This window comes from Succiniclasticum sp. (assembly GCF_056977735.1).
Window position 1 is genome coordinate 48,254 of sequence record NZ_DBMCWA010000003.1, and the last position, 24,013, is coordinate 72,266.

Annotated in this window: 17 protein-coding genes; 10 read left to right on the forward strand and 7 right to left on the reverse strand. The window is 53.4% G+C overall.

Going from position 1 to position 24,013, the window contains the following annotated elements:
* Positions 1 to 4 precede the first annotated feature (4 nt).
* From ACZOWY_RS02485 to ACZOWY_RS02495, 3 genes are all read left to right on the forward strand, one after another.
* Entirely contained in the window at positions 5 to 1,201 is a 1,197-nt protein-coding gene (locus ACZOWY_RS02485; RefSeq protein WP_484392588.1) for an LL-diaminopimelate aminotransferase, read from the forward strand.
* A 267-nt stretch (positions 1,202 to 1,468) separates the two neighbouring features.
* On the forward strand, positions 1,469 to 3,292 hold the full coding sequence (gene glmS / locus ACZOWY_RS02490; RefSeq protein ID WP_484392589.1) for a glutamine--fructose-6-phosphate transaminase (isomerizing): 1,824 nt from the start codon (positions 1,469 to 1,471) through the stop codon (positions 3,290 to 3,292).
* Between the two features lie 266 nt (positions 3,293 to 3,558).
* Positions 3,559 to 5,646 carry a glutamine synthetase III family protein gene (locus ACZOWY_RS02495; protein WP_484392590.1) on the forward strand — a complete coding sequence of 696 codons (2,088 nt, stop codon included), beginning with the start codon at positions 3,559 to 3,561 and terminating at the stop codon, positions 5,644 to 5,646.
* A 368-nt stretch (positions 5,647 to 6,014) separates the two neighbouring features.
* On the opposite strand, the gene carB is transcribed toward ACZOWY_RS02495, so the two are convergent.
* The 7 genes from carB to rbr all read right to left on the reverse strand — a co-directional run bounded on the left by carB (position 6,015) and on the right by rbr (position 17,043).
* Positions 6,015 to 9,197, reverse strand: coding sequence for a carbamoyl-phosphate synthase large subunit (gene carB, locus ACZOWY_RS02500; RefSeq protein WP_484392591.1), 3,183 nt, complete (start codon positions 9,195 to 9,197; stop codon positions 6,015 to 6,017).
* Positions 9,190 to 10,290 (reverse strand): glutamine-hydrolyzing carbamoyl-phosphate synthase small subunit, encoded by a 1,101-nt coding sequence (gene carA / locus ACZOWY_RS02505; protein WP_484392783.1) that lies wholly within the window; start codon positions 10,288 to 10,290, stop codon positions 9,190 to 9,192. Before carA ends, carB begins: the two co-directional genes overlap by 8 nt.
* A 223-nt stretch (positions 10,291 to 10,513) precedes the next feature.
* Positions 10,514 to 11,128, reverse strand: coding sequence for an ANTAR domain-containing response regulator (locus ACZOWY_RS02510; protein ID WP_484392592.1), 615 nt, complete (start codon positions 11,126 to 11,128; stop codon positions 10,514 to 10,516).
* A gap of 145 nt (positions 11,129 to 11,273) precedes the next feature.
* Positions 11,274 to 12,788, reverse strand: coding sequence for a sensor histidine kinase (locus tag ACZOWY_RS02515; protein ID WP_484392593.1), 1,515 nt, complete (start codon positions 12,786 to 12,788; stop codon positions 11,274 to 11,276).
* An 89-nt stretch (positions 12,789 to 12,877) separates the two neighbouring features.
* Positions 12,878 to 14,287, reverse strand: a complete 1,410-nt coding sequence (gene purF / locus ACZOWY_RS02520) for an amidophosphoribosyltransferase (RefSeq protein ID WP_484392784.1) — start codon at positions 14,285 to 14,287, stop codon at positions 12,878 to 12,880.
* Between the two features lie 190 nt (positions 14,288 to 14,477).
* A complete protein-coding gene (locus ACZOWY_RS02525; RefSeq protein WP_484392594.1) occupies positions 14,478 to 16,283 on the reverse strand; it encodes an ammonium transporter in 1,806 nt (601 codons plus the stop codon).
* A gap of 187 nt (positions 16,284 to 16,470) precedes the next feature.
* Complete coding sequence (rbr, locus tag ACZOWY_RS02530) at positions 16,471 to 17,043, reverse strand: rubrerythrin (RefSeq protein WP_093730041.1); 573 nt, start codon at positions 17,041 to 17,043, stop codon at positions 16,471 to 16,473.
* Between the two features lie 529 nt (positions 17,044 to 17,572).
* On the opposite strand from rbr, the gene ACZOWY_RS02535 reads away from it, so the two are divergent.
* The 7 genes from ACZOWY_RS02535 to ACZOWY_RS02565 all read left to right on the forward strand — a co-directional run bounded on the left by ACZOWY_RS02535 (position 17,573) and on the right by ACZOWY_RS02565 (position 23,988).
* Positions 17,573 to 17,971, forward strand: coding sequence for a hypothetical protein (locus tag ACZOWY_RS02535; protein WP_484392595.1), 399 nt, complete (start codon positions 17,573 to 17,575; stop codon positions 17,969 to 17,971).
* Between the two features lie 144 nt (positions 17,972 to 18,115).
* Positions 18,116 to 19,069: a TIM barrel protein gene (locus tag ACZOWY_RS02540; protein WP_484392596.1), complete on the forward strand. Its 954-nt coding sequence runs from the start codon at positions 18,116 to 18,118 to the stop codon at positions 19,067 to 19,069.
* A 244-nt stretch (positions 19,070 to 19,313) separates the two neighbouring features.
* A complete protein-coding gene (locus ACZOWY_RS02545; protein ID WP_484392597.1) occupies positions 19,314 to 20,033 on the forward strand; it encodes a hypothetical protein in 720 nt (239 codons plus the stop codon).
* Positions 20,017 to 20,742, forward strand: coding sequence for a hypothetical protein (locus tag ACZOWY_RS02550; protein ID WP_484392598.1), 726 nt, complete (start codon positions 20,017 to 20,019; stop codon positions 20,740 to 20,742). Before ACZOWY_RS02545 ends, ACZOWY_RS02550 begins: the two co-directional genes overlap by 17 nt.
* 19 nt (positions 20,743 to 20,761) lie before the next feature.
* On the forward strand, positions 20,762 to 21,778 hold the full coding sequence (locus ACZOWY_RS02555; protein ID WP_484392599.1) for an alpha-hydroxy-acid oxidizing protein: 1,017 nt from the start codon (positions 20,762 to 20,764) through the stop codon (positions 21,776 to 21,778).
* A 60-nt stretch (positions 21,779 to 21,838) separates the two neighbouring features.
* Positions 21,839 to 22,444 carry a lactate utilization protein gene (locus tag ACZOWY_RS02560; RefSeq protein WP_484392600.1) on the forward strand — a complete coding sequence of 202 codons (606 nt, stop codon included), beginning with the start codon at positions 21,839 to 21,841 and terminating at the stop codon, positions 22,442 to 22,444.
* 620 nt (positions 22,445 to 23,064) lie between these two features.
* Complete coding sequence (locus ACZOWY_RS02565; RefSeq protein ID WP_484392601.1) at positions 23,065 to 23,988, forward strand: homoserine O-succinyltransferase; 924 nt, start codon at positions 23,065 to 23,067, stop codon at positions 23,986 to 23,988.
* Positions 23,989 to 24,013 lie beyond the last annotated feature (25 nt).

Below are 24,013 nucleotides of genomic sequence, written 5' to 3' on the forward strand. Positions count from 1 at the left end.
CATCATGGCATGGGTCAATGAGAATTTTACCGCCTTGCAGGACAGTTATCTGTTTTCGCAGGTGGCGCATAAAGTGGCGGCGTATTCTGCCGCCCATCCGGAACAGAAGATCATTCGTCTGGGAATCGGCGACGTGACGCTGCCCCTGGCGCCGGTCGTAGTGGAAGCGATGCAGAAAGCAGCAGCGGAAATGGGCGTGAAGGAAACCTTTCGGGGTTACGGACCGGAGAAGGGCTACGGCTTTCTGCAGGAAGCGCTGGTGAAGTATTACGCAGGCTTCGGCGTTACGCTGGAAGCTTCCGAGGTCTTTATCAGCGACGGTGCGAAAAGCGACTGCGGCAATATTACGGATATTTTTGACGATGCCAACGTGATCCTGGTTCCGGATCCGGTCTATCCGGTCTACCTGGATACCAATCGCATGAGGGGACGAAAGATCCGGTTCATGGAGGGAACGCCGGAGAACGGGTTCCTGCCCATGCCGGATCCGGCCGTTAAGGCGGATATCATTTATCTGTGCTCCCCCAATAATCCTACCGGGGCTGCCTATTCCAAAGCGCAGCTCAAAGAGTGGGTGGCGTATGCCCGGCAAAACGGCGCGGTGATTCTGTACGATGCAGCCTACGAAGCGTTTATCAAAGACGGGGAACTGCCCCGCAGTATTCTCCAGATCGAAGGAGCGAAGGAATGCGCTATTGAGCTTTGCTCCCTTTCCAAAACGGCGGGATTTACCGGTACCCGTTGCGGCTATACGGTAGTGCCCCTGGCGTTGAAACGCAAGACCAAAAGCGGTAAGGAACTGTCGTTGAATAAGATGTGGCTGCGGCGGCAGACCACCAAGTTCAACGGGGTTCCCTATGTGGTACAGCGGGCTGCGGAAGCGGTCTTTACGCCGGAAGGGCAGAAACAGTGCCGGGAAAATCTGGCATATTATAAGGAGAATGCACGTCTGATTGGCAAAGTGCTGGCAGAAAAGGGGATTTTATATTACGGCGGTACAAATTCGCCGTATATCTGGCTGCAGTGCCCGAATGGGATGAAATCCTGGGAGTTCTTTGATTTCCTGCTGGAGGAGCTGGGTATTGTAGGTACACCGGGCTCCGGGTTTGGCAGTAAAGGGGAAGGCTGGTTCCGCCTGACGGCGTTTGCCAGCAGGGAAGCCACGGAAGAAGCGGTGGCGCGGCTGCGTAAGTTTTTGTGACAAACAGCTTGTGTTTTAGCACGGTTGATGGGTAGCATACGTGCTCATTGCCAGAAGGCGGGAGCTTACATAGTATACTGTAGAAAAATTAAGCAACAAAGACGTTGTGGATTGGATTGTAAATCCGTCAGTCTTTGTTGCTTTTTATTTTTGCATGGATAAGGCAAAGTCGTTTTACGTTTTTCTTTCTCCGTTTGCTCAGGCATATGTAGGTAATATAACGATAAATTAACAGAAAAAGAGAATAATTACAGGGAGGCAGTCTTTATGTGTGGAATTGTTGGATTTACCGGTGCGCAAAGCGCCGCGCCGCTCCTGCTGGACGGCTTGAAAAAGCTGGAATACCGGGGCTATGATTCGGCAGGCATTGCCGTCATGGACGGACAGAAGATTACCGTGAGCAAGGTGACGGGGCGCATCGCGAATTTGTGCGAGAAAACTCGGGACGGGGCAGGCGTGCCCGGGTCGACAGGGATCGGCCACACCCGTTGGGCTACCCATGGGGCGCCTACGGAAGAAAACGCACACCCCCATCTGAGCAATGACGGCCGTTTTGCGGTGGTACACAACGGCATCATCGAAAACTATATGCAGTTACGGGACGAACTGATTCGTGACGGCTACCATTTTGAAAGCGAAACCGACACGGAAGTCATCGTCCATCTGATAGAAATGTATTACCGGGGCAACATGCGGAAGGCGTTGCTGAAGACGACGAACCGTCTGCAGGGTTCCTACGCGCTGGGCGTCATCTGTTCGGAAGAACCGGGCAGGATTTACGCAGTCCGGGAAGCCAGCCCGCTGATCCTGGGGGTCGGCATCGGGGAGAACTATTTCGCTTCCGATGTGACGGCGCTGGTGAACCACACCCGCAACGTGATTTATCTGGAAGACGGCGAATTCGCGGAACTCTCCTGCGAAACCATCAAGATATTTGACTGTACCGGTCAGGAAATCCGGAAGAAGGTTACCCGCATCTTGTGGGATGTGCAGGCGGCGGAAAAGGGCGGCTATGAGCATTTCATGCTGAAGGAAATCATGGAACAGCCCGGCGCGGTGAAGGCGACCATTGCGCCCCGGATCAAAGAGGGGAAGGTCGTATTTGAAGAACTGGGCTTAACCGCTTCTGAAATCGGGGAAATCCGCAAGATCATCATTACCGCCTGCGGTTCGGCCTATTATGCGGGCTGCGCCGGGAAATATGCCATCGAAAAGCTGTGCCGCATTCCGGTGGAAGTGGTGCTGGCCAGCGAACTGCGCTACAGCGACCCCCTCATTGATAACCGGACGCTGGTCATTGTGATATCCCAGTCCGGGGAAACGGCGGACACCATTGCGGCCCTGAAGGAATGCAAGGCTAAAGGAGCCAGGACGCTGGCGGTGGTCAATGTAGTTGGCAGCACCGTGGCCAAGCTGGCGGATTATACCGTATACACCTGGGCCGGCCCGGAAATTGCCGTGGCCACTACGAAAGGCTATACCACCCAGGTGACGGTGCTGTATTTACTGGCCGTCTATTTTGCGGGACAGCTGGGACGTACGGAAGGCGAAGACCGGAAACTGCTGACTGCCCTGCAGGCGCTGCCACGGCAGATCCAGCAGGCCTTTGACCTGAACGCATCGATTCCTGCGCTGGCGAAGAAGTATCACGCCAGCAAATCCCTGTTCTTTATTGGAAGGAACACGGATTACGCTATCGCCCTGGAGGGCGCGCTGAAGATGAAAGAAATATCCTATCTGCATGCGGAAGCCTACGCGGCAGGGGAGTTAAAGCACGGGACCATCGCCCTGATAGAAGAGCACCAGCCTGTCATTGCCTTGTGCGGCAATCCCGCTATCATGGAAAAGACCCTGAGCAATATCGTGGAAGTGAAGTCCCGGGGCGCGGAAGTGCTGGCCCTGACCTTCCGGAACAATCAGAAGATCGTTTCCGTTGCCGATGACCTGCTGTTTATCCCGAAGATTGACGCCCTGTTTTCCGCAGTGGTGGAAATTGTACCGTTGCAGCTGCTGGCCTATTACGTGGCCAGGGAAAACGGCTGCGATATCGACAAACCGAAAAATCTGGCCAAGTCGGTAACGGTTGAATAGAGGCTGCGCAAATGCAGCTGCATTGCGTTTTGACTCATATCCCAACGTTGCATTCATCTTATTTATGTTGAGGAACATGTTGTTCCGGAAGCAGTCCGACAGCCGCGTTATTTCTGCGTAATGAGGGGGCAGAAGCGGCTGCCCCGGGCTGTGGACAGAAGACTTGCATAAGCGTATATAGCCAGGAACGCCGGAACAGGAAACAGAACCACCGGGTTGTCCGGTTGTGTGTAAGGCGGTTCCCGGCACAGAAAGGAGAGGCGAACATGGTTAATGTCCCGAAATTATTTGGCAGTCTGACGTTTAATGAACGGGTGATGAAGGACCGGCTTCCGGCCAAAACCTTCCGCACGTTCCGCAAGATGGTGGAAGAGGGCCTGCCCCTGACAAGGGAACTGGCCGATATGATGGCGTATGCCATGAAAGACTGGGCGCTGGAAAACGGCTGCACCCATTTCACCCACTGGTTCCAGCCCATGACAGGGATTACGGCGGAAAAGCACGACAGCTTTATCGCCCCCGCGGCGGACGGCCGGGTCATTATGGACTTCTCTGGCAAGGATCTGATCCAGAGCGAACCGGACGCTTCCAGCTTTCCCTCCGGCGGCCTGCGCGCCACCTTTGAAGCCCGCGGTTACACCGCTTGGGATCCTACCAGCTACGCTTTTATCAAAGACGAATGTCTGTACATTCCCACCGCGTTCTGCTCCTATACCGGGGACGTACTGGACAAGAAGACGCCTCTGCTGCGCTCCATCGCCGTATTAAGCGAAGCGGCCAGACGGCTGCTGGCGATTCTCGGCATACATACAGAAAAAGTCATCACCAACGTGGGTCCGGAACAGGAGTATTTCCTGGTAGACAAGGCCATGTGGGAAAAACGGAAGGACCTGGTTTTTGCGGGCCGCACCCTGTTCGGGGCTAGGCCGCCCAAAGGGCAGGAGATGGAAGACCATTATTTCGGCGCCATCAAACCCCGGGTGAAGGCCTTCATGGCAGAACTGGACGAAGAACTGTGGAAACTGGGCATTCCGGCTAAAACAGAACATAACGAAGTCGCCCCCGCCCAGCATGAACTGGCGCCCGTATACACGTCCGTGAACCTGGCCTGCGACTACAACCAGCTGACCATGGAATTTATGAAACGCATCGCCTTAAAGCACGGCATGGTCTGCCTGCTTCACGAAAAGCCTTTTGACGGCGTGAACGGCAGCGGCAAGCACAACAACTGGTCCCTCTCCACCCTGGAAGGGAAAAACCTGCTGGATCCCGGCAGCGACGCGTATCACAACAACCAGTTCCTGCTGTTCCTGGCGGCCATCATCAAAGGTATCGATGAATATCAGGATGTGCTGCGTGGTACCGTGGCCAGCGCGGGCAACGATCACCGTCTGGGCGCCAACGAAGCGCCGCCGGCCATCGTCAGCATCTTCCTGGGTACAGAACTCACCGGGGTGTTGGAAGCCATTGCTTCCGGGCAGGAGTATAAAACCAACGGTCATATCCAGATGAAACTCAGCGGCAACACCCTGGCCGCAGTAAGCAAAGATAACACGGACCGCAACCGGACGTCTCCCTTTGCCTTTACCGGTAACAAGTTTGAATTCCGCATGGCAGGTTCCCAGGCCAGCCTGGCCTGTCCCAACGCCTACCTGAACACTATTGTGGCAGAAGAACTGGAGTGGGTGGCGGATAAGCTGGAAGGCACCGTGCCGGAAGAACTGGACGCCGCCGTGAAAAAACTGGTAAAAGAAATCTACCTGGATCACAAGCGCATCGTGTTCAACGGCAACGGCTACACCGACGCCTGGGTGGAAGAAGCGGCAAAGCGCGGACTGTACAACAATAAATCCACGCCGGAAGCCCTGGCCTGCATGACCAGCAAGAAGAACGTGGACCTGGTGGTGAAGCACGGCATCTTTACCAAGACGGAAGTGCTGTCCCGCTGCGAGATCCAGTACGAACTGTACAACAAGACCCTGAACATTGAAGCCCTGACCATGCTGGATATGCTGCATAAAGACCTGCTGCCGGCTGCCAAAAAATACCTGAAAGACCTGTCCGAAACCGCCCTGAACGAGAAGGCGCTGGGGCTGAAACCGGACGTGGCGTTTTTGAAAAAGCTGCAGGACGCCACAGCGGCTATGTATAAAGACGGCGAAACCCTGGCGAAAGAACTGGCCAAAGCAGAAGCCATCGAAGACCAGAAAAAGGCCAGCGCCGTGTATCACAACAAAGTGCTGGCGGCCATGGAAGCGCTCCGCAGTAGCGGAGACGGGGTGGAAGTGCTGCTGGGCAAGGAGTACCTGCCATATCCGACCTACGGTGATCTGCTGTTCGGCATCAACAGCTGAACATAGCATCACAATAAAGACTCTCTCTTACATTTTTTTACCTTTCCTTTGTTTGGACAATGCTGCCGGGAAGACGCATCCCGGCAGTGTTGTCGATTTTTTTTGTGTTTGGGCGTATAGAATTTGCTACTGGATTTTATAGACTTAGAGGCGATAGAATCATGGTAGTTAAATGAAAAACCAGCGGCGGGAAAGACTGCACAAAACCGTGCCCGTTTGCTATTTCATGGACTCATTCGCCTGTGGCTTCGAAACTCGGAGCTTCGCTCCTCAAACAGTCTCGCCACAGCCGGCTCATTTCGTCTCATGAAATTACGCAAATGTTCCCGATGTTTTGTGCAGTCTTTCCCGCCGCTGGTTTTTCATTATTATTTTGCGTCAATCGTCGAAATCCCCATGGTCACTTCTTCCAGCACATCCAGCAGCATGCGGACGGTGTCCAGGGAGGTGAGCATCACCACATTGTTCTGGGCGGCTACCCGGCGGATGGCTACGCCGTCGCCGTAGTGGACGCCGGAGAGGATGGCCCGGGTGTTGATTACATAGCTCACGTAGCCGGCACGAATCGAGTCCAGTATCTCTTCGCTGCCCTCACTGGGTTTGTGCCGGATCCGGGTGCGGATGCCGTGCTCCCGCAGCACTTCTCCTGTCAGGGTGCTGGCCTCGATGTTGAAGCCCATGTTGTAGAAGCGGCGGATCAGCGGAATGGTTTCTTCCTTGTCTTCGTCTGCCACGCTGACAACGATGGCGCCGTAATTTTTCAGGGTCAGACCGGAGGCGATTAGGGCCTTGAAGGCGGCCCGGTGCAGCTTATCGTCGTAGCCGATGGCTTCCCCGGTAGACTTCATTTCCGGCGAAAGATAGGCGTCCATGCCCCGGAGTTTGGAGAAAGAGAAGGTGGGGCACTTCACATAATACCGGGTTTTTTCTTTCGGATACCGTTCGGTGATACCCTGTTCCCGCAGAGATACCCCTAAAATAGCCAGGGTGCCGATGTCCGCCAGACTGTAACCGGTGGCCTTGGATAAGAAGGGGACGGTCCGGGAAGACCGTGGGTTTACTTCAATAATATAGACCTGTTCGTTGGCGTCCACGATGAACTGGATGTTGAACAGCCCTTTGATGCCGATGCCCAAACCAAGCTTCTCCGTATAATCCAGTATGGTTTCCTTCACCTTTTCGGACAGGCTGTAGGAAGGATATACGCTGATGGAATCGCCGGAATGGACGCCGGTCCGTTCTACCAGTTCCATGATGCCGGGCACGAACACGTGCTCCCCGTCGCAAACCGCATCCACTTCCACTTCCTTGCCCCGGATGTATTTATCTACCAGCACGGGTTTGTCTTCGTCCACCTCCACCGCGGTTTTCAGATAGTCGTGCATATCCTTTTCCTTGCCCACGATCTGCATGGCCCGGCCCCCCAGCACAAAGCTGGGACGCACCAGCACGGGGTATCCGATGCGGCGGGCCGCGTCCATGCCGGCCTCGATGCTGGTGACAGCTTCGCCCCGGGGCTGGGGAATGTGCAGGGACAGCAGCAGCTTTTCAAACAGGTCCCGGTTCTCCGCACGGTCGATGGCATCGCAGTCCGTACCGATAATCTTCACGCCCCGTTCCTTCAGCGGGCCGGCCAGGTTGATGGCTGTCTGTCCGCCTAAAGTGGCGATAACGCCTTCCGGCTGTTCCAGTTCGATGATGTTCATCACGTCTTCCGGGCAGAGGGGCTCGAAGTACAGCTTGTCGGAGCAGGTGTAGTCGGTGGAGACCGTTTCCGGATTGTTGTTGATGATGATGGCTTCATAACCTGCTTTCTGGATGGTCTGCACCGCGTGGACCGTGGAGTAATCGAACTCCACCCCCTGGCCGATACGGATAGGCCCGGAACCCAGCACTACGATCTTCTTTTTATCCGAAACACGGGACTCGTTTTCCTCTTCGTAGGTAGAATAGAAGTAGGGGATATAGCTTTCAAATTCGGAAGCGCAGGTGTCAATCATTTTATATGTCGGTCTGACGTTACTTTGTTGTCTGAAACGATAAATCGCTGTTTCGGTTTTGTTCCATAGCAGGCCGATTTCTTTATCGGAGAAGCCGTGTTTCTTGGCATCCCGCAGTGTGGGGATGTCGTCGGGGTGGTTGCGGATTTCGTCTTCCATTGTCACGATATTCCGGATTTTGCGGAGGAAGAACCGGTCGATGGCCGTCTCTCCAGCTATGGAGTCCACGTCGCAGCCCAGGCGGAACAGTTGGGCGATGGCGTAGATCCGGTCGTCCGTGCCGATGCGGATGTACGCAAGGAGTTCTTCCCGGCTCATGGTATCGAACTTGCGCAGATGAATATGAAAAGCGCCGATTTCCAGGGAACGGATGCCTTTCAGCAGGCTTTCCTCAAAGGTCCGGCCGATGCTCATCACTTCCCCGGTGGCTTTCATCTGGGTGGACAGGGCGTTGTTGGCGTCGGCGAATTTATCGAAGGGGAAGCGGGGCAGTTTGGTCACTACGTAATCCAGCGCGGGTTCAAAGGAGGCGGGGGTGTTGGCGATCTGTATCTCATCCAGGGTCATGCCGATTCCGATTTTGGCGGAGACCCGGGCGATAGGGTAACCGCTGGCCTTGGAAGCCAGGGCGGAGGAACGGGAGACACGGGGGTTGACTTCGATTAAATAGTACTGGAAGGAGTTGGGGTCCAGGGCGAACTGGACGTTGCACCCGCCTTCGATTTTCAGCGCCCGTATGATTTTCAGGGCGCTGTCCCGCAGCATGTGGTATTCCTTGTTGGTCAGGGTCTGGGACGGGCAGACCACGATGGAATCCCCGGTGTGGATGCCCACCGGGTCCAGGTTCTCCATGTTGCAGATGGTGATGGCGGTATCGTTCTTATCCCGCATCACTTCGTATTCGATTTCCTTAAAGCCCTTGATGCTTTTCTCAATCAGCACTTCCCGGACGGGAGAAAGCTCCAGGGCGTGTTTCATCAGAGGCACGAACTCTGTTTCATTGTCCGCAAAGCCGCCGCCGGTGCCCCCCAGGGTAAAGGCAGGGCGCAGGATGACCGGGTAACCAATCTTTTCCGCGACGTGCAGGCCGTCTTCCACGGTACCTGCGATATCGGAAGGCAGCACCGGTTCCCCTAAGGACTCACAGAGTTCCTTGAACAGTTCCCGGTCTTCCGCCTGTTCGATGGAACGGCTGTCCGTTCCCAGCAGTTCTACCCGGCACTCTGCCAGGATGCCTTTCTTTTCAAGCTGCATGGCCAGGTTCAGGCCCGTCTGGCCGCCGATGCCCGGCAGGATGGCGTCGGGCCGCTCAAAGCGGATGATCTTGGCAATATATTCCAGGGTCAGGGGTTCCATGTACACTTTATCGGCCATGCTGGTATCGGTCATGATGGTGGCCGGGTTGGAGTTGCAGAGGATGACCTGATAGCCTTCTTCTTTCAGGGCCAGGCAGGCCTGGGTGCCTGCATAGTCAAACTCGGCGGCCTGCCCGATGACGATAGGGCCGGAGCCGATGACGAGTACTTTTTTAATATCTGCTCTTTTAGGCATGGTGCGTACCCCCTTCCTCCATCATGTGGATAAAGCGGTCGAAGAGGTAGGCGCTGTCCTGTGGGCCGGGGGCGCTTTCCGGATGGTACTGGACGCTGAACACCCGGTCTTTTTCGCATTTTACACCTTCTACCGTCTGGTCCAGCAGGTTCACGTGGGTTACCTGCAGGGGCGTATGGGCGAGGCTGTCCGTGTCCACCGCGTAGGAATGGTTCTGGGAGGTGATTTCGATTTTGCCGGTCTCCAGATTTTTCACCGGATGGTTGCCGCCCCGGTGCCCGAACTTCAGCTTGTAGGTTCTGGCGCCGTAGGCCAGGGAGATGATCTGGTGGCCCAGGCAGATACCGAAGATGGGAACGGTTCCCAGCAGCTGCCGGATCGTTTCGATGGTCTGGGGCACGTCGGTAGGGTCCCCGGGCCCGTTGGAAATGAAGACGCCGTCCGGTTGCAGTGACCGGATCGTTTCTGCCGTGGTATCCCAGGGGACGATTGTCACGCTGCAGCCTCGCTTATTCAGGGAACGGACGATGTTCTGCTTCATGCCGCAGTCGATGGCGGCTACATGGAAACGCGCCTGCTCTGCCGGGAATTCCTCCGGGGTTTTCCGGCTTACCCGGGAAACGGCATCGGTGGGGAGGCTGCTTTCTTTCAACACGTTCAGTCCTTTTTCCCGCGGGGTGGCGGCATCGGTTATCAGCGCCCTGCGGCTGCCGAAGTCCCGGATGCTCCGGTTCAGTTTGCGGGTATCCACGCCCCAGACGCCCACAATACCGTATTTCTTCATAACCTCCCCCAGGGTCGCCGCGCTGCGGAAGTTGGAAGGCTCATCGTTGTATTCCCGTACGATCAGCGCCCCGATACTGGGGTGCGCAGACTCGTAATCCTCTTCCGCCATGCCGTAGTTGCCAATCAGCGGATAGGTCATCACCACGGCCTGATCCGTGTAGGAGGGATCCGAAAGGATCTCCTGATAGCCAACCATAGAAGTATTGAAGACGATTTCCAGCACCTTGTCCCCGGATGCGCCGAAGCCGTAGCCGTAGTACTCCTTCCCGTCTTCCAGAAGGATCTTTCGGTTGAAGTTGATTGCCATAATAGTAGCCTCGATTTCATTTCTTCCCGGGCCGGTTTCATTCGGAGAAGAGCTGACAGCCTTCGCTGCAAAAAACATAAAAGAAAAGCCCAACAGTCCGCGGCCCGACAAAATAAAGGCGCTCCTTGCCGTACGCAAAAGGGCACGGCAAAGAACGCCTTTGTTATCTATAAAATTGTAACACTGTTACCAGGGCTTTGTCAAATAAATCATGAATAAAAATTCATTTTCTGCTTTTCTTTTTTCCCGTTTCCTTTTCGTGTATCTCTGCGCTGGCAATCACGGCTTTGGCCACTGCCTTCAGGGAAAGCCGGCGATCCATGCTGAGCTTTTGCATGGCTTGGAAGGCATCTTTTTCTGTAAATTTATACTGATCCATCAGGATGCCCTTGGCCCGGTCCAGCAGCTTCCGGGTCTCCAGATCGTCCTTTGCCTTGTCCAGTGCGGCGTTTAACCGCTGGAAGGCGGCAAAACGGCTGATGGCTATCTCAATGGCGGGAAACAGTTCCTCTTCCCGGACCGGTTTTACCAAATAGGCGAACACGCCGGAATTGGTTGCTTCCTGTACGATCTCCTGCTGGCTGTAGGCGGTGAGCAGCAGCACCGGGGCCAGTTTTGCTTCTCCGATGAGCTTGGCGGCTTCCAGTCCGTCCATCTCCGGCATTTTCACATCCATGATGACCAGGTCCGGCCGTTCCCGTTCCGCAAGGCTTACCGCGATTTTTCCGTTTTCCGCTTCGCCTGCGACGGTGTGTCCCGCTTCTTCCAGCATTTCCCGCAGGTCCAGGCGCAGCAATGCTTCGTCATCCGCAATCAGTATCTTTAACGGTTTTACCACTCTGACCCCTCCATTACACAATACAACCTCTCCATAACCCAATACGAAACAAATCAGATATTTATATTTCTGGAACTATCTACTTTCTATGTGGTCTGTCTCTGCCGGACTGTAACGCAAGTCTGACTCTGTTTTATCCATTCAATTATATATGGATGACCACCCTGGCCACGGTGCCGCTTCCGTCGGTACGGGGCTCCAGCGTAAACGTTCCCTTTAAATCGGACTGCACGACTGTCTGCACGATCTTGAGGCCCAGGCTTTTGGTTTTCTGCAGGTCAAAACCGGCAGGCAGGCCCACGCCGTCATCTGTTACCAGCAGAAGCAACCGGTCGTCGTTTTCCTTTTTGGCGCTGCCGGCATAGGGTACAGCTTCTGCTGCCTTGCCCTGGAGTTTTTCCCGGTTCCCTCCGTCTTCCTCCAGCCGGCTGATGGTAGCTGTCAGCGTTCCCTTTTTCCGGTTTTCAAACCCGTGCTCCAGCGCGTTTTGCAATAATTCGTTCAGCACCAGGGCCAGGCTGGCCGCCTGCTGGGAGGGTAATCGCAGGTTATCTGCGGAAAATTTCATTTCCAGTTCCAGGTCCGGCGTTTTCATGCTGCTCATGACCGTGCGGTACACGCCGTTGCCCAGTTCGTTGATGTCCACCAGTTCCGTTCCCTGCCCGGACAGGTACTCGTGTACCAGCGCAATGCTGCTAATCCGGTTGATGGAATCCCGCAGCACGACCTTTGTTTCTTCTGAGGCTGCCCGGCGCTGCTCCAGCCGCAGCAGGCTGGCGATGGTCTGCAGGTTGTTCTTGACCCGGTGATGGATCTCCCGGATCACCGCAGCCTTTACCCGCAGTTCCTCGTCCTTCAGCTTCAGCTGGGTCACGTCTTCGATAACTACAATGATGCGCTCAATGCTTCCGGCCGCATGCAGCGGGATAAAACGGAAATCCAGGAACAGGCCTTTCTTCTGCAGTTCCTGTTCTTCGGCCATGCCTGTGTACAAAACGTTGTCGATGCCGTTCCAGTTAATTTCTTCACTGCTGGTTCGCCGGCCTACCAGGTGCCCGACACCCAGTACCCGGTAAATATGCCGGGCAGCGTTATTGGCTGCCAGAATCAGCCCGTCTTTGGCGTTCACCAGTACCAGCCCGTCGATACTGGACAGGCGGCGGTAGCAGCTGTTAGAGGCATAGTCTGTTTTACTGCCGTGCAGAAAGTCCATGGTGGCGTCCCAGAATACCACATCGGCTTCCCGGTCTTCAAAGGCGGCGGCCGCGAAGCAGCGGTTCGTCCCGTCGCAGACCGGATAGACCTTCAGCCGGGCGAACTGGCCCGGCGCAACTTCCCGGAAACCCTCGGTGACGGTGTTCTCTGCCAGCGCCTGGGTCATCAGCGGTTCATCTGCGGCCCGGGTCATCTCTTCCGGTTCCGTGTTTTCCGAGCGGGTGAGGGGTTCTGCCTGGTCGAAGACACTTAAAAAGCAAATCTCTCCTCCTGCTTTCGCTTTTCGTTTACCCGGCAGTTTCGCTACAGAAGCGCAGAGCTGCCGGCTGCGGTCCAGGGGCAGGATCAGTGAGACCTTGGCCTGGGCCAGGTCGGCGGCCAGTCCCAGGTTGCTACGCATGCCGTCCAGGATATCCCATTGTTCCTGTGTAAGTAATGAAGTCATACTGGTAATTCCATCCTGTCCAATGTATTTATATGGATCGTTGTTTATATTATACCATAAATGTCGATGTCCCGGGATGCCGACGGGTTTCATTCCCCGCACCAGAAGGGAAACGGTTTTGGTTCCGGTATCTCCATCGGATAGTTGTTGTCAAAGCAGCCGCTGCAGATGGGAAGGCCTTTTACCATTTCCGGCAGGGCTTTCAGGTCCAGATAGCCCAGGGAATCCGCGCCCAGCATCCGGCAGATTCCGTCCATGGAAAGCCGGTTGGCGATCAGTTCCTCTTCAGAGGGGACGTCCGTGCCGAAATAGCAGGGGTGGCGGAAGGGCGGGGAACTGATGCGGACGTGCACTTCGGTGGCGCCGGCTTCTTTCAGCATCTGTACCAGGTTTTTCATGGTGGTGCCCCGGACGATGGAGTCGTCCACCAGTATGATGCGTTTTCCCTTTACCGTTGCGGCCAGCACGCTGAGCTTCAGGTGGACGCCGCTTTCCCGTTCGGCCTGGGAGGGCTTGATGAAGGTTCTGCCGATGTATGAGTTCTTATAAAATGCGAAGCCGAAAGGAATGCCTGACTCTAAGGCAAAGCCTTTGGCGGCAGGCAGACCGGATTCCGGCACACCGGTCACCAGGTCGGCTGCTACGGGGTGGGACCGGGCCAGAGACCTTCCGGCGGCGATACGGGCGTCATATACGTTGATGCCGTCCAGCCTGCTGTCCAGTCGGGAAAAATAGATATATTCAAAGATGCAGTGGGCGCATCTTCCCGTTTGCAGGGAACGGTCCGATTCTATGCCTTTTTCCGACAGGGTTACCATTTCCCCCGGTTCCACATCGCGGATGAATTCCGCATCCACGGCGGACAGGGCGCAGCTTTCCGAAGCCAGTATGTACGCCTGGCCCCGTTTCCCCAGACAAAGAGGCTTTAAGCCGTAGGGATCCCGCAGACCGATCAGTTTCTGGGGACTCATGATGACCAGCGTATAAGCCCCGGATAATTTCCGGGCGGTAGCCAGCACCGCTTCCTGTATCGTTTGGGTATGGACGCGTTCTCTGGCAAGGTAAAAGGCGATGACTTCCGAATCGGTGGTGGTGTGGAACACGGCGCCGTTCCGGACCAGCTCCCATTTCAGGTCGGCCGTGTTTACCAGGTTTCCGTTGTGGGCTAACGCCAGCGTCCCTTTTATATAGGAAATGGCCAGCGGCTGGGCGTTCTCCGGACGGGAACCGCCGGTGGTGGAGTAACGCACATGCCCGATGCCCAGATTGCCCGGCAGGCTTTCCAGACTGTTTTCATGGAAGACTTCACTGACCAGCCCGGCGTTCTTGCGGCAGTGATAATTCCCCACCGGTCCGCTCGTATCGGAGGTTACGATGCCGCAGGCTTCCTGTCCCCGGTGCTGCAGCGCCGTGAGCCCGTAATAGATGGAGTGGGCTACACTGCCGCCCTCCGGATCCAAAATACCGAAAACGCCGCATTCTTCTTTCACTTTATCCATGTTGCACGCTTCTTTCTGTCCGAACCGTCCGCAGACTGACAGACTATCCGCCTTGCGGTTTCTGCTGCCTGCAGACGAATTAATCAGCATTTCCCAAAATAAAAAAGCAGGCAAAGACGCGAGGTCTTTGTCTGCTTTGACATCTACAACGATACTTTACCACGGGGCGTGCGAAAAGTCAAACTCTCTTTTACAGCGGGTAGTCCTGTAACGCATCGAAGCCCTCTTCCCCGGTGCGGATCTTGATCACGTTGTCAATCGTGGAAACGAAAATCTTCCCATCCCCGTATTTACCGGTGTATAGAACCTGTTTGGCGACTTCGATGATAATACGGGGCGAGATGGCGGAGACCACGATGTCCAGACGGATTTTGGGCAGCAGGCGGGAAACGACGGAGGCGCCCCGGTACATTTCCGCATGGCCTTTCTGCAGGCCGTAGCCGTGTACTTCCGTTACTGTCATGCCGGTGATGCCGATTTTCTCCAGTGCATTTTTCAGAGGCAGGAACCGTTCTTTGGAAGTGATGATGGTGACCAACGAATAGGCATGCCCGTCGGGCGTGACGGGATGCAGCCCGGGAACGGACGGCGCGATTTCCCGCTGCGGGCTCAGAACCGGATCCGGTTCTGCAGGTATGGCCGATGTATCAACGATATGTTCCGGCGCCGGCATGAAATCCGCATAGGCAGAGGGAAGGCCGTGTTCTTCAAAGTCCAACCCGGCAATTTCTTCTTTGGCTGTGACCCGGAGGCCTACGGTGGATTTGATTGTTTTAAATACGATGAACGCTGCAACGGCTACGTACAGAATAACAGAGGCTACGCCGGTGACCTGTGTGAGGAAGAAGTGCGGGTCGCCGCAGTAGAGCCAGCCTTCTTTTTCCGCCAGTAATCCGGTTAGGACGGTCCCCAGGGCGCCGCATACACCATGCACGGAAATGGCGCCTACGGGGTCGTCGATCTTCAGTTTCTGGTCGATGAATTCAATGGAGCAGACAACGGAGATGCCGGCGACGATCCCAATCAGAAAGGCGCCGGGTACGGTCACGAGGTCACAGCCTGCGGTGATGGCGACCAGACCGGCCAACGCGCCGTTCAGGGTCATGGATACATCCGGTTTGCCGTAACGGAACCAGGTAAAAAACATCACGGTACAGGTCGCAATGGCAGCGGCCATGTTGGTGGTCATAAAAATATGGGCAGCGGACAGGATCGCTTCGTCCCCGGTCAGGCTGACAGTGGAACAGCCGTTGAACCCGAACCAGGCAAACCAGAGGATAAATACCCCCAGGGTGGCCAGAGGCAGGCTGTGTCCGGGAATGGCGTTGACGGAACCGTCCGCGTTATATTTGCCGATGCGGGGACCCAGCAGGTATGCGCCGATGCAGGCGCATACGCCGCCTACCATGTGTACGGCGGTAGAACCGGCAAAATCGTGGAACCCCATCTGGGCCAGCCAGCCGCCGCCCCAGATCCAGTGTCCGGAAACGGGGTAGATGAATAAACTGATCAGAATGCTGTAAATGCAGTATGAAGAGAACTTGGTCCGCTCTGCCATAGAACCCGAGACTATGGTAGCCGCTGTGGCGCAAAAAACAGTCTGGAAAATGAGGAAAGCCATGACCGGATACCCCGCGTCTTCCCCCAACGTGAATTTCGTCACGAAAAAGTCCGGCGTTCCGATGAAGCCGCCGATGTCCGTGCCGAACATGAGCCCGAAGCCGACGATCCAGAAAGCCGGCGTACCCAATGCAAAATCCATGACGTTCTTCATGACGATATTACCGGCGTTTTTAGCCCGGGTCAGGCCTGTCTCGCACATGGCAAAGCCCGGCTGCATAAAAAAGACCAGCGCGGCTCCCAGCAGCACCCAGACGGTGTCCGCGGAAGAATAACGCTGGGGTAATGGATCCGCTGCAAAAGCGGAGACCGGTACTGTGGAAAGCAATGTGGCGGCAAAAAACGTTGCCGCTGTTTTTTTACAGAGTTTTTTCATACGGATCAAGCCCTTTCTCGGTACGAAAAAAGGCGCCTGATTGTGAGCAGTTCACAATCAGACGCCGATGTCTCGTACGTGTTGATTTATAAATCTACAAAAGGTTTGCGCGCTGTTTCCTTTTGCAATTTACAGTTGCATAGTAACACTTTGTTTGAATTTCGTCAAGGAATTTTTGAAAACTGTATCAATAATTCTCTGCCTTAATCGCAAAGAAAGATCTGGGATGGGCGCATACGGGGCATTCTTCCGGCGCTTCCACCGATTCCGCTACAAAGCCGCAGTTGGCGCACATCCAGAGTTTTTTCTCGTCCCGCTTGAACAGCTTTTCGTTCTCCACATTTGCCAGCAGCAGGCGGTACTGTTTTTCGTGGCGCTTTTCGATTTCCGCAACCCGCTCAAACAGGAAGGCGATCTCTTCAAAACCTTCTTCTTTGGCGGTTTTGGCAAATTCCGGATACATGGAGGTCCATTCCTCGTTTTCCCCGTCCGCGGCCATTTTCAGGTGTTCTGCCGTGGATTTGGAAAAATCGCCTAACAGCCAGAACCAGATTTTGGCATGGGCCCGTTCCTGGGCGGCCGTTTCATCCAAAACATCGGCGATCTGGCGGCTCATCTTGCTGTCCTTTTCCGCCTGGCGGGCAAACAGCGTATATTTTACGTGGGCCTGGGATTCGCCGGCAAAGGCTGCTGCCAGGTTTTTCTCGGTCTGTGTGCCTTTCAGCCGTTTCATTTCTTCCATTGCTTTCGCTTCGTTCATGTTGATTCCTCCTGTTTTCTAAATCGGGGCGTCCCCGCTTGGTATCGCACAGTGCTGTTTTTCTGTGCTGTTTCATCTGTGGCGCCGTTTGCTCGCTTGCGCCAATTGTTACTACTATTATAATCCAACAGGCTGACTGTCGTAAATAGTTTTTGCGAATTAAAAAAAATTCAACGTCTCCTTACGCAAACGTATTGAATCACAGATTCCTTAATTTTCAATAATTATTATCAATAACAAAGCAGATGAAGTTCCCGTTATGATTGAAAACAAAGGCCGTCTGCTCTGAAATCTGATTGACATTTTTGTAAAATAATTGTATTATTAAATCGGACGTAAAACAGTAATTATTACTAATAAAATTACTATTTCAACAAGCTTGTGCTTGAAGATGCGCAGCATTTTGCCCGTTTCTTCCTCTCTCACAGGTACATGCTTCCGGCGTTTATCAGGGATTGTGTTTTTCAGGGAGCCGGCCTTGACGGCGCGCCTGGACCGTATCATTGATCAGTTAAGGAGGTAATGTAACATGTCCGCTATTCAGCCTATTTCTATGCAGGCAGTGAGTGAAAAAGTCGCGTTAGCCCGTCAGGGCCGTCTGGAAGAAGACGCGCAGTTTGTGGAAAACCCGAAATTAACCTCTACGGAGTTCATTCCGCTGGAAGAACGTATGGCCGGTGAAAAGCCGGAAATCGCAGCCTGCCTTGCGAAGCTGAAAGAAAAAGTCGGCAGCGAAACCTTTGCGAAACGTTTTAATGTGTTGCAGAATATCAACCGTTCGGATAAAAACCTGCTGATTGTTACAGGCAGCGAACGTCTGCGTACCCTGTTGTTAAAAGAACACCTGAAAGACATCATGGATGCGTTCTCCGTGGAAAACGTCAGGATTGTCGGGGGAGCAGGTTTCGGCGGAATTGACGCGTTTTAACATTATTCCCGGCTCTGTTCCTTTGAATGGTAACAGGCCGGGTTTTACTTATGAGTTTTACGTGCAGGCAGTGCACACGAAAAGGCAAGCCGCAGGCATGTGTGATGCGCACTGCCTCGATCCAAATTTTGTGGAGAGAGAACTGTGAAACAGCTGTTTAATTATTCTACTGTTCCGGGGTATGAGGAAGCCATCCGGCGGACCGGCAAATCGCTGGAAGAATTTCTGGCGATGCTGGGGTTGAATGGAATCGAGCTTCTGGTATACCGCAGCGAACCGTACATGCGTCCTTTTGACAATGTGGCGGTGGGTGCGCATCTGCGTTCCTGGTCCTGCTGGTATGATTTGTGGAAAGACAATAAAGACCGTCTGTATCAGATTTTCCGGAGCGATGATGCGCTCCGGGACTATTACGGCGGTACCCAGAAACGGGCCTGGCTTCTGCAGATCAAACGGAATATTCAGGCAGCCCTGATTGAAAAACCGGAGTATCTGGTCTACAGGGTAGAGGAAGTCTCCCCGGCGGAGCAATATTCCTGGAATTTTGACCATACAAATGCGGAAGTGATCAAAATGGCGGCCCGGGTATTCAACCGGGTCAGTGACCAGGTACCCGAAGATACGAAGGTGCTGTTTGAAAATTCATGGTGGCCGGGCCTGACGCTGCAAAGTGCAAAGCAGACGGGTGAATTTCTGGAAAAAATCAAATTTAATAATATTGGCCTCATGCTTGACACAGGGCATCTGTTGAATACAAACCCTGATTTGCAGAGCGAACGGGAAGGCATCGACTATATTTGCAAGATTCTTAAAGATATGGGTGAACTCCGGCATTATATTAAGGGGGTACATTTGAGTTGCTCCCTGTCCGGTGAATACCAGCGACAGTCTCCCCGGATGATCCCGTCGTTGGAAAATGACGCCCGGCTGTTAAGCCATGTATGCAACATTGACCAGCATAAACCCTTTACGGATCCGGCGGTAACAAAAATTTTTGAGTTGATTGAGCCGGATTATGTGGTACATGTGTTGTATTATGATGATTTTAACCAGCTTGCCCGGCAGATTACGGAACAGAAGCTGCTCCTGAAAGCATGATCAATACACAAGACCGGTACAGGATTGACGGAAGAATCGTTTCCGATTAACAATCCGGTACCGGTTTTTACGTTGTATTCCATCGTTATGTTTTATCTGGCAAATGTCATGTATCATGCCGCCAACGCATATCCTTTTTCCAATCGTTTCAAGGATGTACAGATTTCAAACGGATATGATATAATGATTACTGCAAATCATAGTCCATATCAGGATTCATAGCATAGAAAGGCGGAGGATAATAATGAAAAAATTTATAATGTTCCTGATTTCCGTTGCAATGCTTCTTTCCAGTGCGACAGCATTCGCGAAATGGGAGGACCGGGATATTGTGGAACGGATCCGCGCTGTGGGGAACACGCCTGCCGCACAGAAAAAGGCAGACAGGATCTTCGATCAGCAAATGAAAGAAGCGGGCCGGCGTGGGGAAAACCGCAGACCGGTGGTGGCTATTGTGTATGAGAACAATGCCAAAACAAAATATGACAAAACCATTGATAAAAAACTGTTTGAATATCTGGACGCAGCGCTGCCTGTCAGAACTTACGAACTGATTGACGGCAGAACCTGTAAAGAAAAACTGGCGGAGATTGGTATAGAAGATATTGCGGACGCGGAACGCAGCGACATCATTGACGCACTGACAGACAGCGGTGTCGATTACTTCCTTTACCTGGGAGTGAATCCTGTGCAGGTCAAGGACAAGGGGAGCCTTCTTGCAGCAGGAAAAATTGCCAATACTTCCCTGCCTTTCCGGATTGTGGATATTAATCATAACAGGTATGTTTATACGAAAACATATACGGAATCGGCGAAATCCATGTCGGCCTTCGGCGGCGTAGGCAGCAAGTCTGTTACGCTGGAAATTATAACCCGGGTGGGCAAACAGATTCAGGACGTGATTGAAACCAGGCTGCCCAAAACAGTAAAGAATGGAGAGGATAATTATGCCCAAGCTTATTAAAAGAATCGGACTGGCGATACTGGTTCTTGTGGCAATCGGTTGTGCATTCTTCTTCCTGTACGTAGTGAAAACCCCGCACTATTCACTGTACCAGATACATAAAGCCGTGCAGGGCCACGATACCGTCCTCTTTGAACAGCATGTGGATTTGGACAATATTTACAGCAAAGGCATCGATGACCTGATCGTTTCGGCAGTAAAAGGCAAAAAGAGTATCGGCCTCGATTTCTTTACGGCAGGGATTTTAAAACTTGTGAAGCCGACGGCCGTTCATGCGCTGCGGGATGCGACGCTGGAATCAGTCAGGAAAGTCCCTTCCGGGGATAAGGCTCAGCCGGCGCAGATTGAAAACGGACAGACCTCCCAAACCGAGAACGACAAGTCAGCGAAAAAGAAGAACAAAAAAGAAAACGCAATTCCTCTTCTGAAAAAATTGAAGGATAGGGTGGATGTTTCCAACCTGAAGATCAAAGATGCTTCGGTTGCGGTGAACGACGGAAACACAGCAGACGTAGCGGTTGTTTTGCACAATCATAAATTAAATAAGGATTTCAATGTGAATTTCCGGATGGCAAAACTGTACAATGGGGAGTGGCAAATCAAAGAAATAACCAATTTTGTCGAATTTTTAACCGAAGTAGAAGAGGCAACGAAGCAGGCGGCGAAAGAAGCGGCCAATGAAGCGGTCCAGACAAAGAAAAAGCAGTAAAAAGCAAGGAGGAATCAGCATGGATTACGTTGAACTGATGGAAAAAGCCCGTCCCCGGCTGGGAGCGAACTGTAAAGGCTGCCTGATCTGTAACGGCCGGGCCTGCGGGAACAAGATGCCCGGGCCGGGTGCTAAGGGAATAGGGGATACGGCGATTCGTAATTATGAAAAATGGAAGGAAATCCGTATCAACATGGACACGCTGGTGGAACGGCAGCTTGTAGACATGAGCCTGGATTTTTTTGGCAAGCGTCTCAAATATCCGATTATTGCCGGTCCGGTAGGGTTGGTTGCTGTCCATTACAGTGATGCCTATACGGATACGACTTATAATGACGTGCTGGTTTCCGGCTGCGCTGCCGAGGGAATCGTTGCCATGACCGGCGACGGGGCGGATGCTACGGTTATGCAATCGGCCTGCGTCGCCATAAAAAATGCCGGCGGCATGGGGATCCCTACGGTAAAACCCTGGGGCCCTGAAACCCTGGAGGAAAAATTTGCCTGTGTGAAGGACAGCGGTGCTTTTGCCTGTGCCATGGACGTGGACGGGGCCGGCCTGCCGTTTTTGAAGAAACTGAACACTTCTGCCGGTTCCAAGTCTGAGGGCGAGCTGGCGGACATCATCCGCAACGCCGGTGTGCCGTTTATCGTGAAGGGCATCATGACGGTCAAAGGCGCGCTGAAGGCGAAACGCGCCGGTGCTTCTGCCGTTGTGGTATCCAACCATGGGGGCCGGGTGCTGGATCAGTGCCCCGCTACGGCCGAAGTACTGCCGGAAATCGTGGACGCGGTGCAGGGTGATATGAAGATCCTGGTGGACGGAGGCATCCGTTCCGGTGTGGATATCTTCAAGGCACTGGCCATCGGGGCGGACGCGGTTATCATTGCCCGGCCTTATGTAACAGCTGTATACGGAGCCGGCGCGGAAGGGATTCATGTGCTGACGCAAAAGCTGGCTGCAGAACTGGAAGATACCATGGAAATGTGCGGCGCCCATACCCTGGCGGAAATTACAAGGGACATGGTAAGGCTGTAAGGAAGAAATCTCTCCGGTTTATTTGGACCGGGCGCTAAATGAAAGAGGGGGGGATGTCTCATGGATCTTACAAAAACGGCTGAAGCGTTGAAAAAACGGGGCTACGAGGTCAGTTGTTTTGCTACAGCGGAGGAAGCGGCTGAATATCTGAACGGGAAGATTGACGGTATGACGGTGGGCTTTGGTGATTCAGAAACATTGTTGCAGATGCATCTGTTTGAAAAACTGCAAAGCCATAACGATGTGTATCATCCAAAATACCCGAGGGAGGGGAAAGGCTTTTATTCTACCGCGAGGGACTGCCTCACTACGGAAATATTCCTGTTGTCTGCCAATGGGCTGGCAGAAACCGGGGAAATTGTGAACATTGACGGGACGGGCAACCGAATCGCCGGTTCCCTGTATGGACATAAAAAGGTGTATTTTGTCATCAGCCGCAATAAAATCTGTCCCACATTGGAAGAAGCGGCATTCCGCGCGCGGAATGTGGCGGCGCCGATGAATGCGAAACGCCATGGATATAAAACACCCTGTGCTTTTAAGATGGATCACTGCTATGACTGCCGAAGCCCACAGCGTATTTGCAGTGCCCAGACTATTTACTGGCGCAAGATGAACCATATGGATATGGAAGTAGTGTTGATTGACGAGGACATGGGATACTGACAGTTGGTTGTCAGATATAAATTAAAGAGATATCGGATTTTGGTCCGGTATCTCTTAATTTTGTAACATTCGTCACAGTTAGACCAAAATAATAATTATTTTTTAAAAAAGTTGAATTTTTATTTGACATTGTTCTTTTCCTCTGCTATTTTTAAACACAAGTTAAATACTATGATTTGGCTGTGAAGAGAAGAGTACGCAGAGGAAACTGCCACAGAGAGCTTTCATACCGGTGCAAGAAAGCGCAGGGAACTTTGCCGAAGATGGCCTTGGAGCTGACCGGTCGAAGTAATTGAGACCGTCCGGGCGCACCCGTTACCGTGCTGGGGTATTCAAGGAGAAGTCCCGCGTACCCGAGAAGCTGGTCTTGTTGTTTTTACAATTGCTGCTCGTGGTATGAGGATCACATCCCGCGTACCCGAGGAGGCCGGGCGTGTGAGCGTCCGGTGAATATGGGTGGTAACACGATGCTTTCGTCCCATTGGGGCGGAAGCATTTTTTAGTTTCCGGTTGTCCTGTACCAAAGAAGTGCAGGCTGGTAGCAGGAAGAACATCACACCGTGTTGCACAGCAATAATAATGCGAATGGAATCTTCACAAGCCACAGGGAGGAGTCGCGTATGCCGGTGAAAATTACAAACGAACTGTCTGCAGTGGAAAATCTGCAAAAAGAAGGAATCATAGCCATTACGGAACAGCGGGCCGTAACCCAGGATATCCGCCCGCTGAAAATCCTGATCCTGAACCTGATGCCCCTGAAGAAACCCACGGAACTACAGCTGTTGCGGCTGCTGGGCAACAGCCCGCTGCAGATTGAAGTGAACTTCGCCCGTACCGTGTCCCGGGAAACCACCCACACAGATAATACTTATCTGGACAAAGCCTATCTGGAGTTTGCGGACATCAAAGACCGGTACTACGACGGTTTCATCATCACGGGGGCGCCGGTGGAATGCTTCGAGTTTGAAGAAGTGGAATACTGGCAGGAGTTGGTGGATTACATAGAGTGGGCCCGGAGTCATGTATTCTCTGTGCTCTCCCTCTGCTGGGCGGCTCAGGCCACACTGTATTACCACTATGGTATCCGGAAGCACGTGCTGTCTCGAAAGCTGTCCGGTATTTATCCTTACGGGCTGACGGTGAAGTATCATCCGCTGCTGCGGGGTTTCGATGACCGTTATTTCATCCCTCAGTCCCGCCACACGGATATCGACCATCAGGCGGTGGACGCCACACCGGATCTGAAAGTACTTTCCCGATCCCTGGAGCGGGGCATCAACATCTGTTGTACGGAGGATATGCGCCGGGTCTTTGTACTGGGGCACTTTGAATATGACAGGGAAACCCTGGCCACCGAGTACATCCGGGATAAGAAGAAAGGGATGGATCCGGACCTGCCGGAATATTATTATCCGGACAACGACAGTACCGAACAGCCGGTGTTCAAGTGGTGCAGTTACGCTCACCTGTTTTATGGAAACTGGCTGAACATGGTGTATCAGGAAACGCCTTACGATTTGTTAACGCTGACAAAGCGGGAATGAATAAATAAATAAAAAAGGAGAGATT

Bases quoted from the DNA above. Each gene is read 5' to 3' on its own strand.
- ACZOWY_RS02485 (WP_484392588.1), top strand. From the start codon at position 5: ATGGCATGGGTCAATGAGAATTTTACCGCCTTGCAGGACAGTTATCTG.
- glmS (WP_484392589.1), top strand. From the start codon at position 1,469: ATGTGTGGAATTGTTGGATTTACCGGTGCGCAAAGCGCCGCGCCGCTC.
- ACZOWY_RS02495 (WP_484392590.1), top strand. From the start codon at position 3,559: ATGGTTAATGTCCCGAAATTATTTGGCAGTCTGACGTTTAATGAACGG.
- carB (WP_484392591.1), bottom strand. From the start codon at position 9,197: ATGCCTAAAAGAGCAGATATTAAAAAAGTACTCGTCATCGGCTCCGGC.
- carA (WP_484392783.1), bottom strand. From the start codon at position 10,290: ATGGCAATCAACTTCAACCGAAAGATCCTTCTGGAAGACGGGAAGGAG.
- ACZOWY_RS02515 (WP_484392593.1), bottom strand. From the start codon at position 12,788: ATGACTTCATTACTTACACAGGAACAATGGGATATCCTGGACGGCATG.
- purF (WP_484392784.1), bottom strand. From the start codon at position 14,287: ATGGATAAAGTGAAAGAAGAATGCGGCGTTTTCGGTATTTTGGATCCG.
- ACZOWY_RS02525 (WP_484392594.1), bottom strand. From the start codon at position 16,283: ATGAAAAAACTCTGTAAAAAAACAGCGGCAACGTTTTTTGCCGCCACA.
- rbr (WP_093730041.1), bottom strand. From the start codon at position 17,043: ATGAACGAAGCGAAAGCAATGGAAGAAATGAAACGGCTGAAAGGCACA.
- ACZOWY_RS02535 (WP_484392595.1), top strand. From the start codon at position 17,573: ATGTCCGCTATTCAGCCTATTTCTATGCAGGCAGTGAGTGAAAAAGTC.
- ACZOWY_RS02545 (WP_484392597.1), top strand. From the start codon at position 19,314: ATGAAAAAATTTATAATGTTCCTGATTTCCGTTGCAATGCTTCTTTCC.
- ACZOWY_RS02550 (WP_484392598.1), top strand. From the start codon at position 20,017: ATGCCCAAGCTTATTAAAAGAATCGGACTGGCGATACTGGTTCTTGTG.
- ACZOWY_RS02555 (WP_484392599.1), top strand. From the start codon at position 20,762: ATGGATTACGTTGAACTGATGGAAAAAGCCCGTCCCCGGCTGGGAGCG.
- ACZOWY_RS02560 (WP_484392600.1), top strand. From the start codon at position 21,839: ATGGATCTTACAAAAACGGCTGAAGCGTTGAAAAAACGGGGCTACGAG.
- ACZOWY_RS02565 (WP_484392601.1), top strand. From the start codon at position 23,065: ATGCCGGTGAAAATTACAAACGAACTGTCTGCAGTGGAAAATCTGCAA.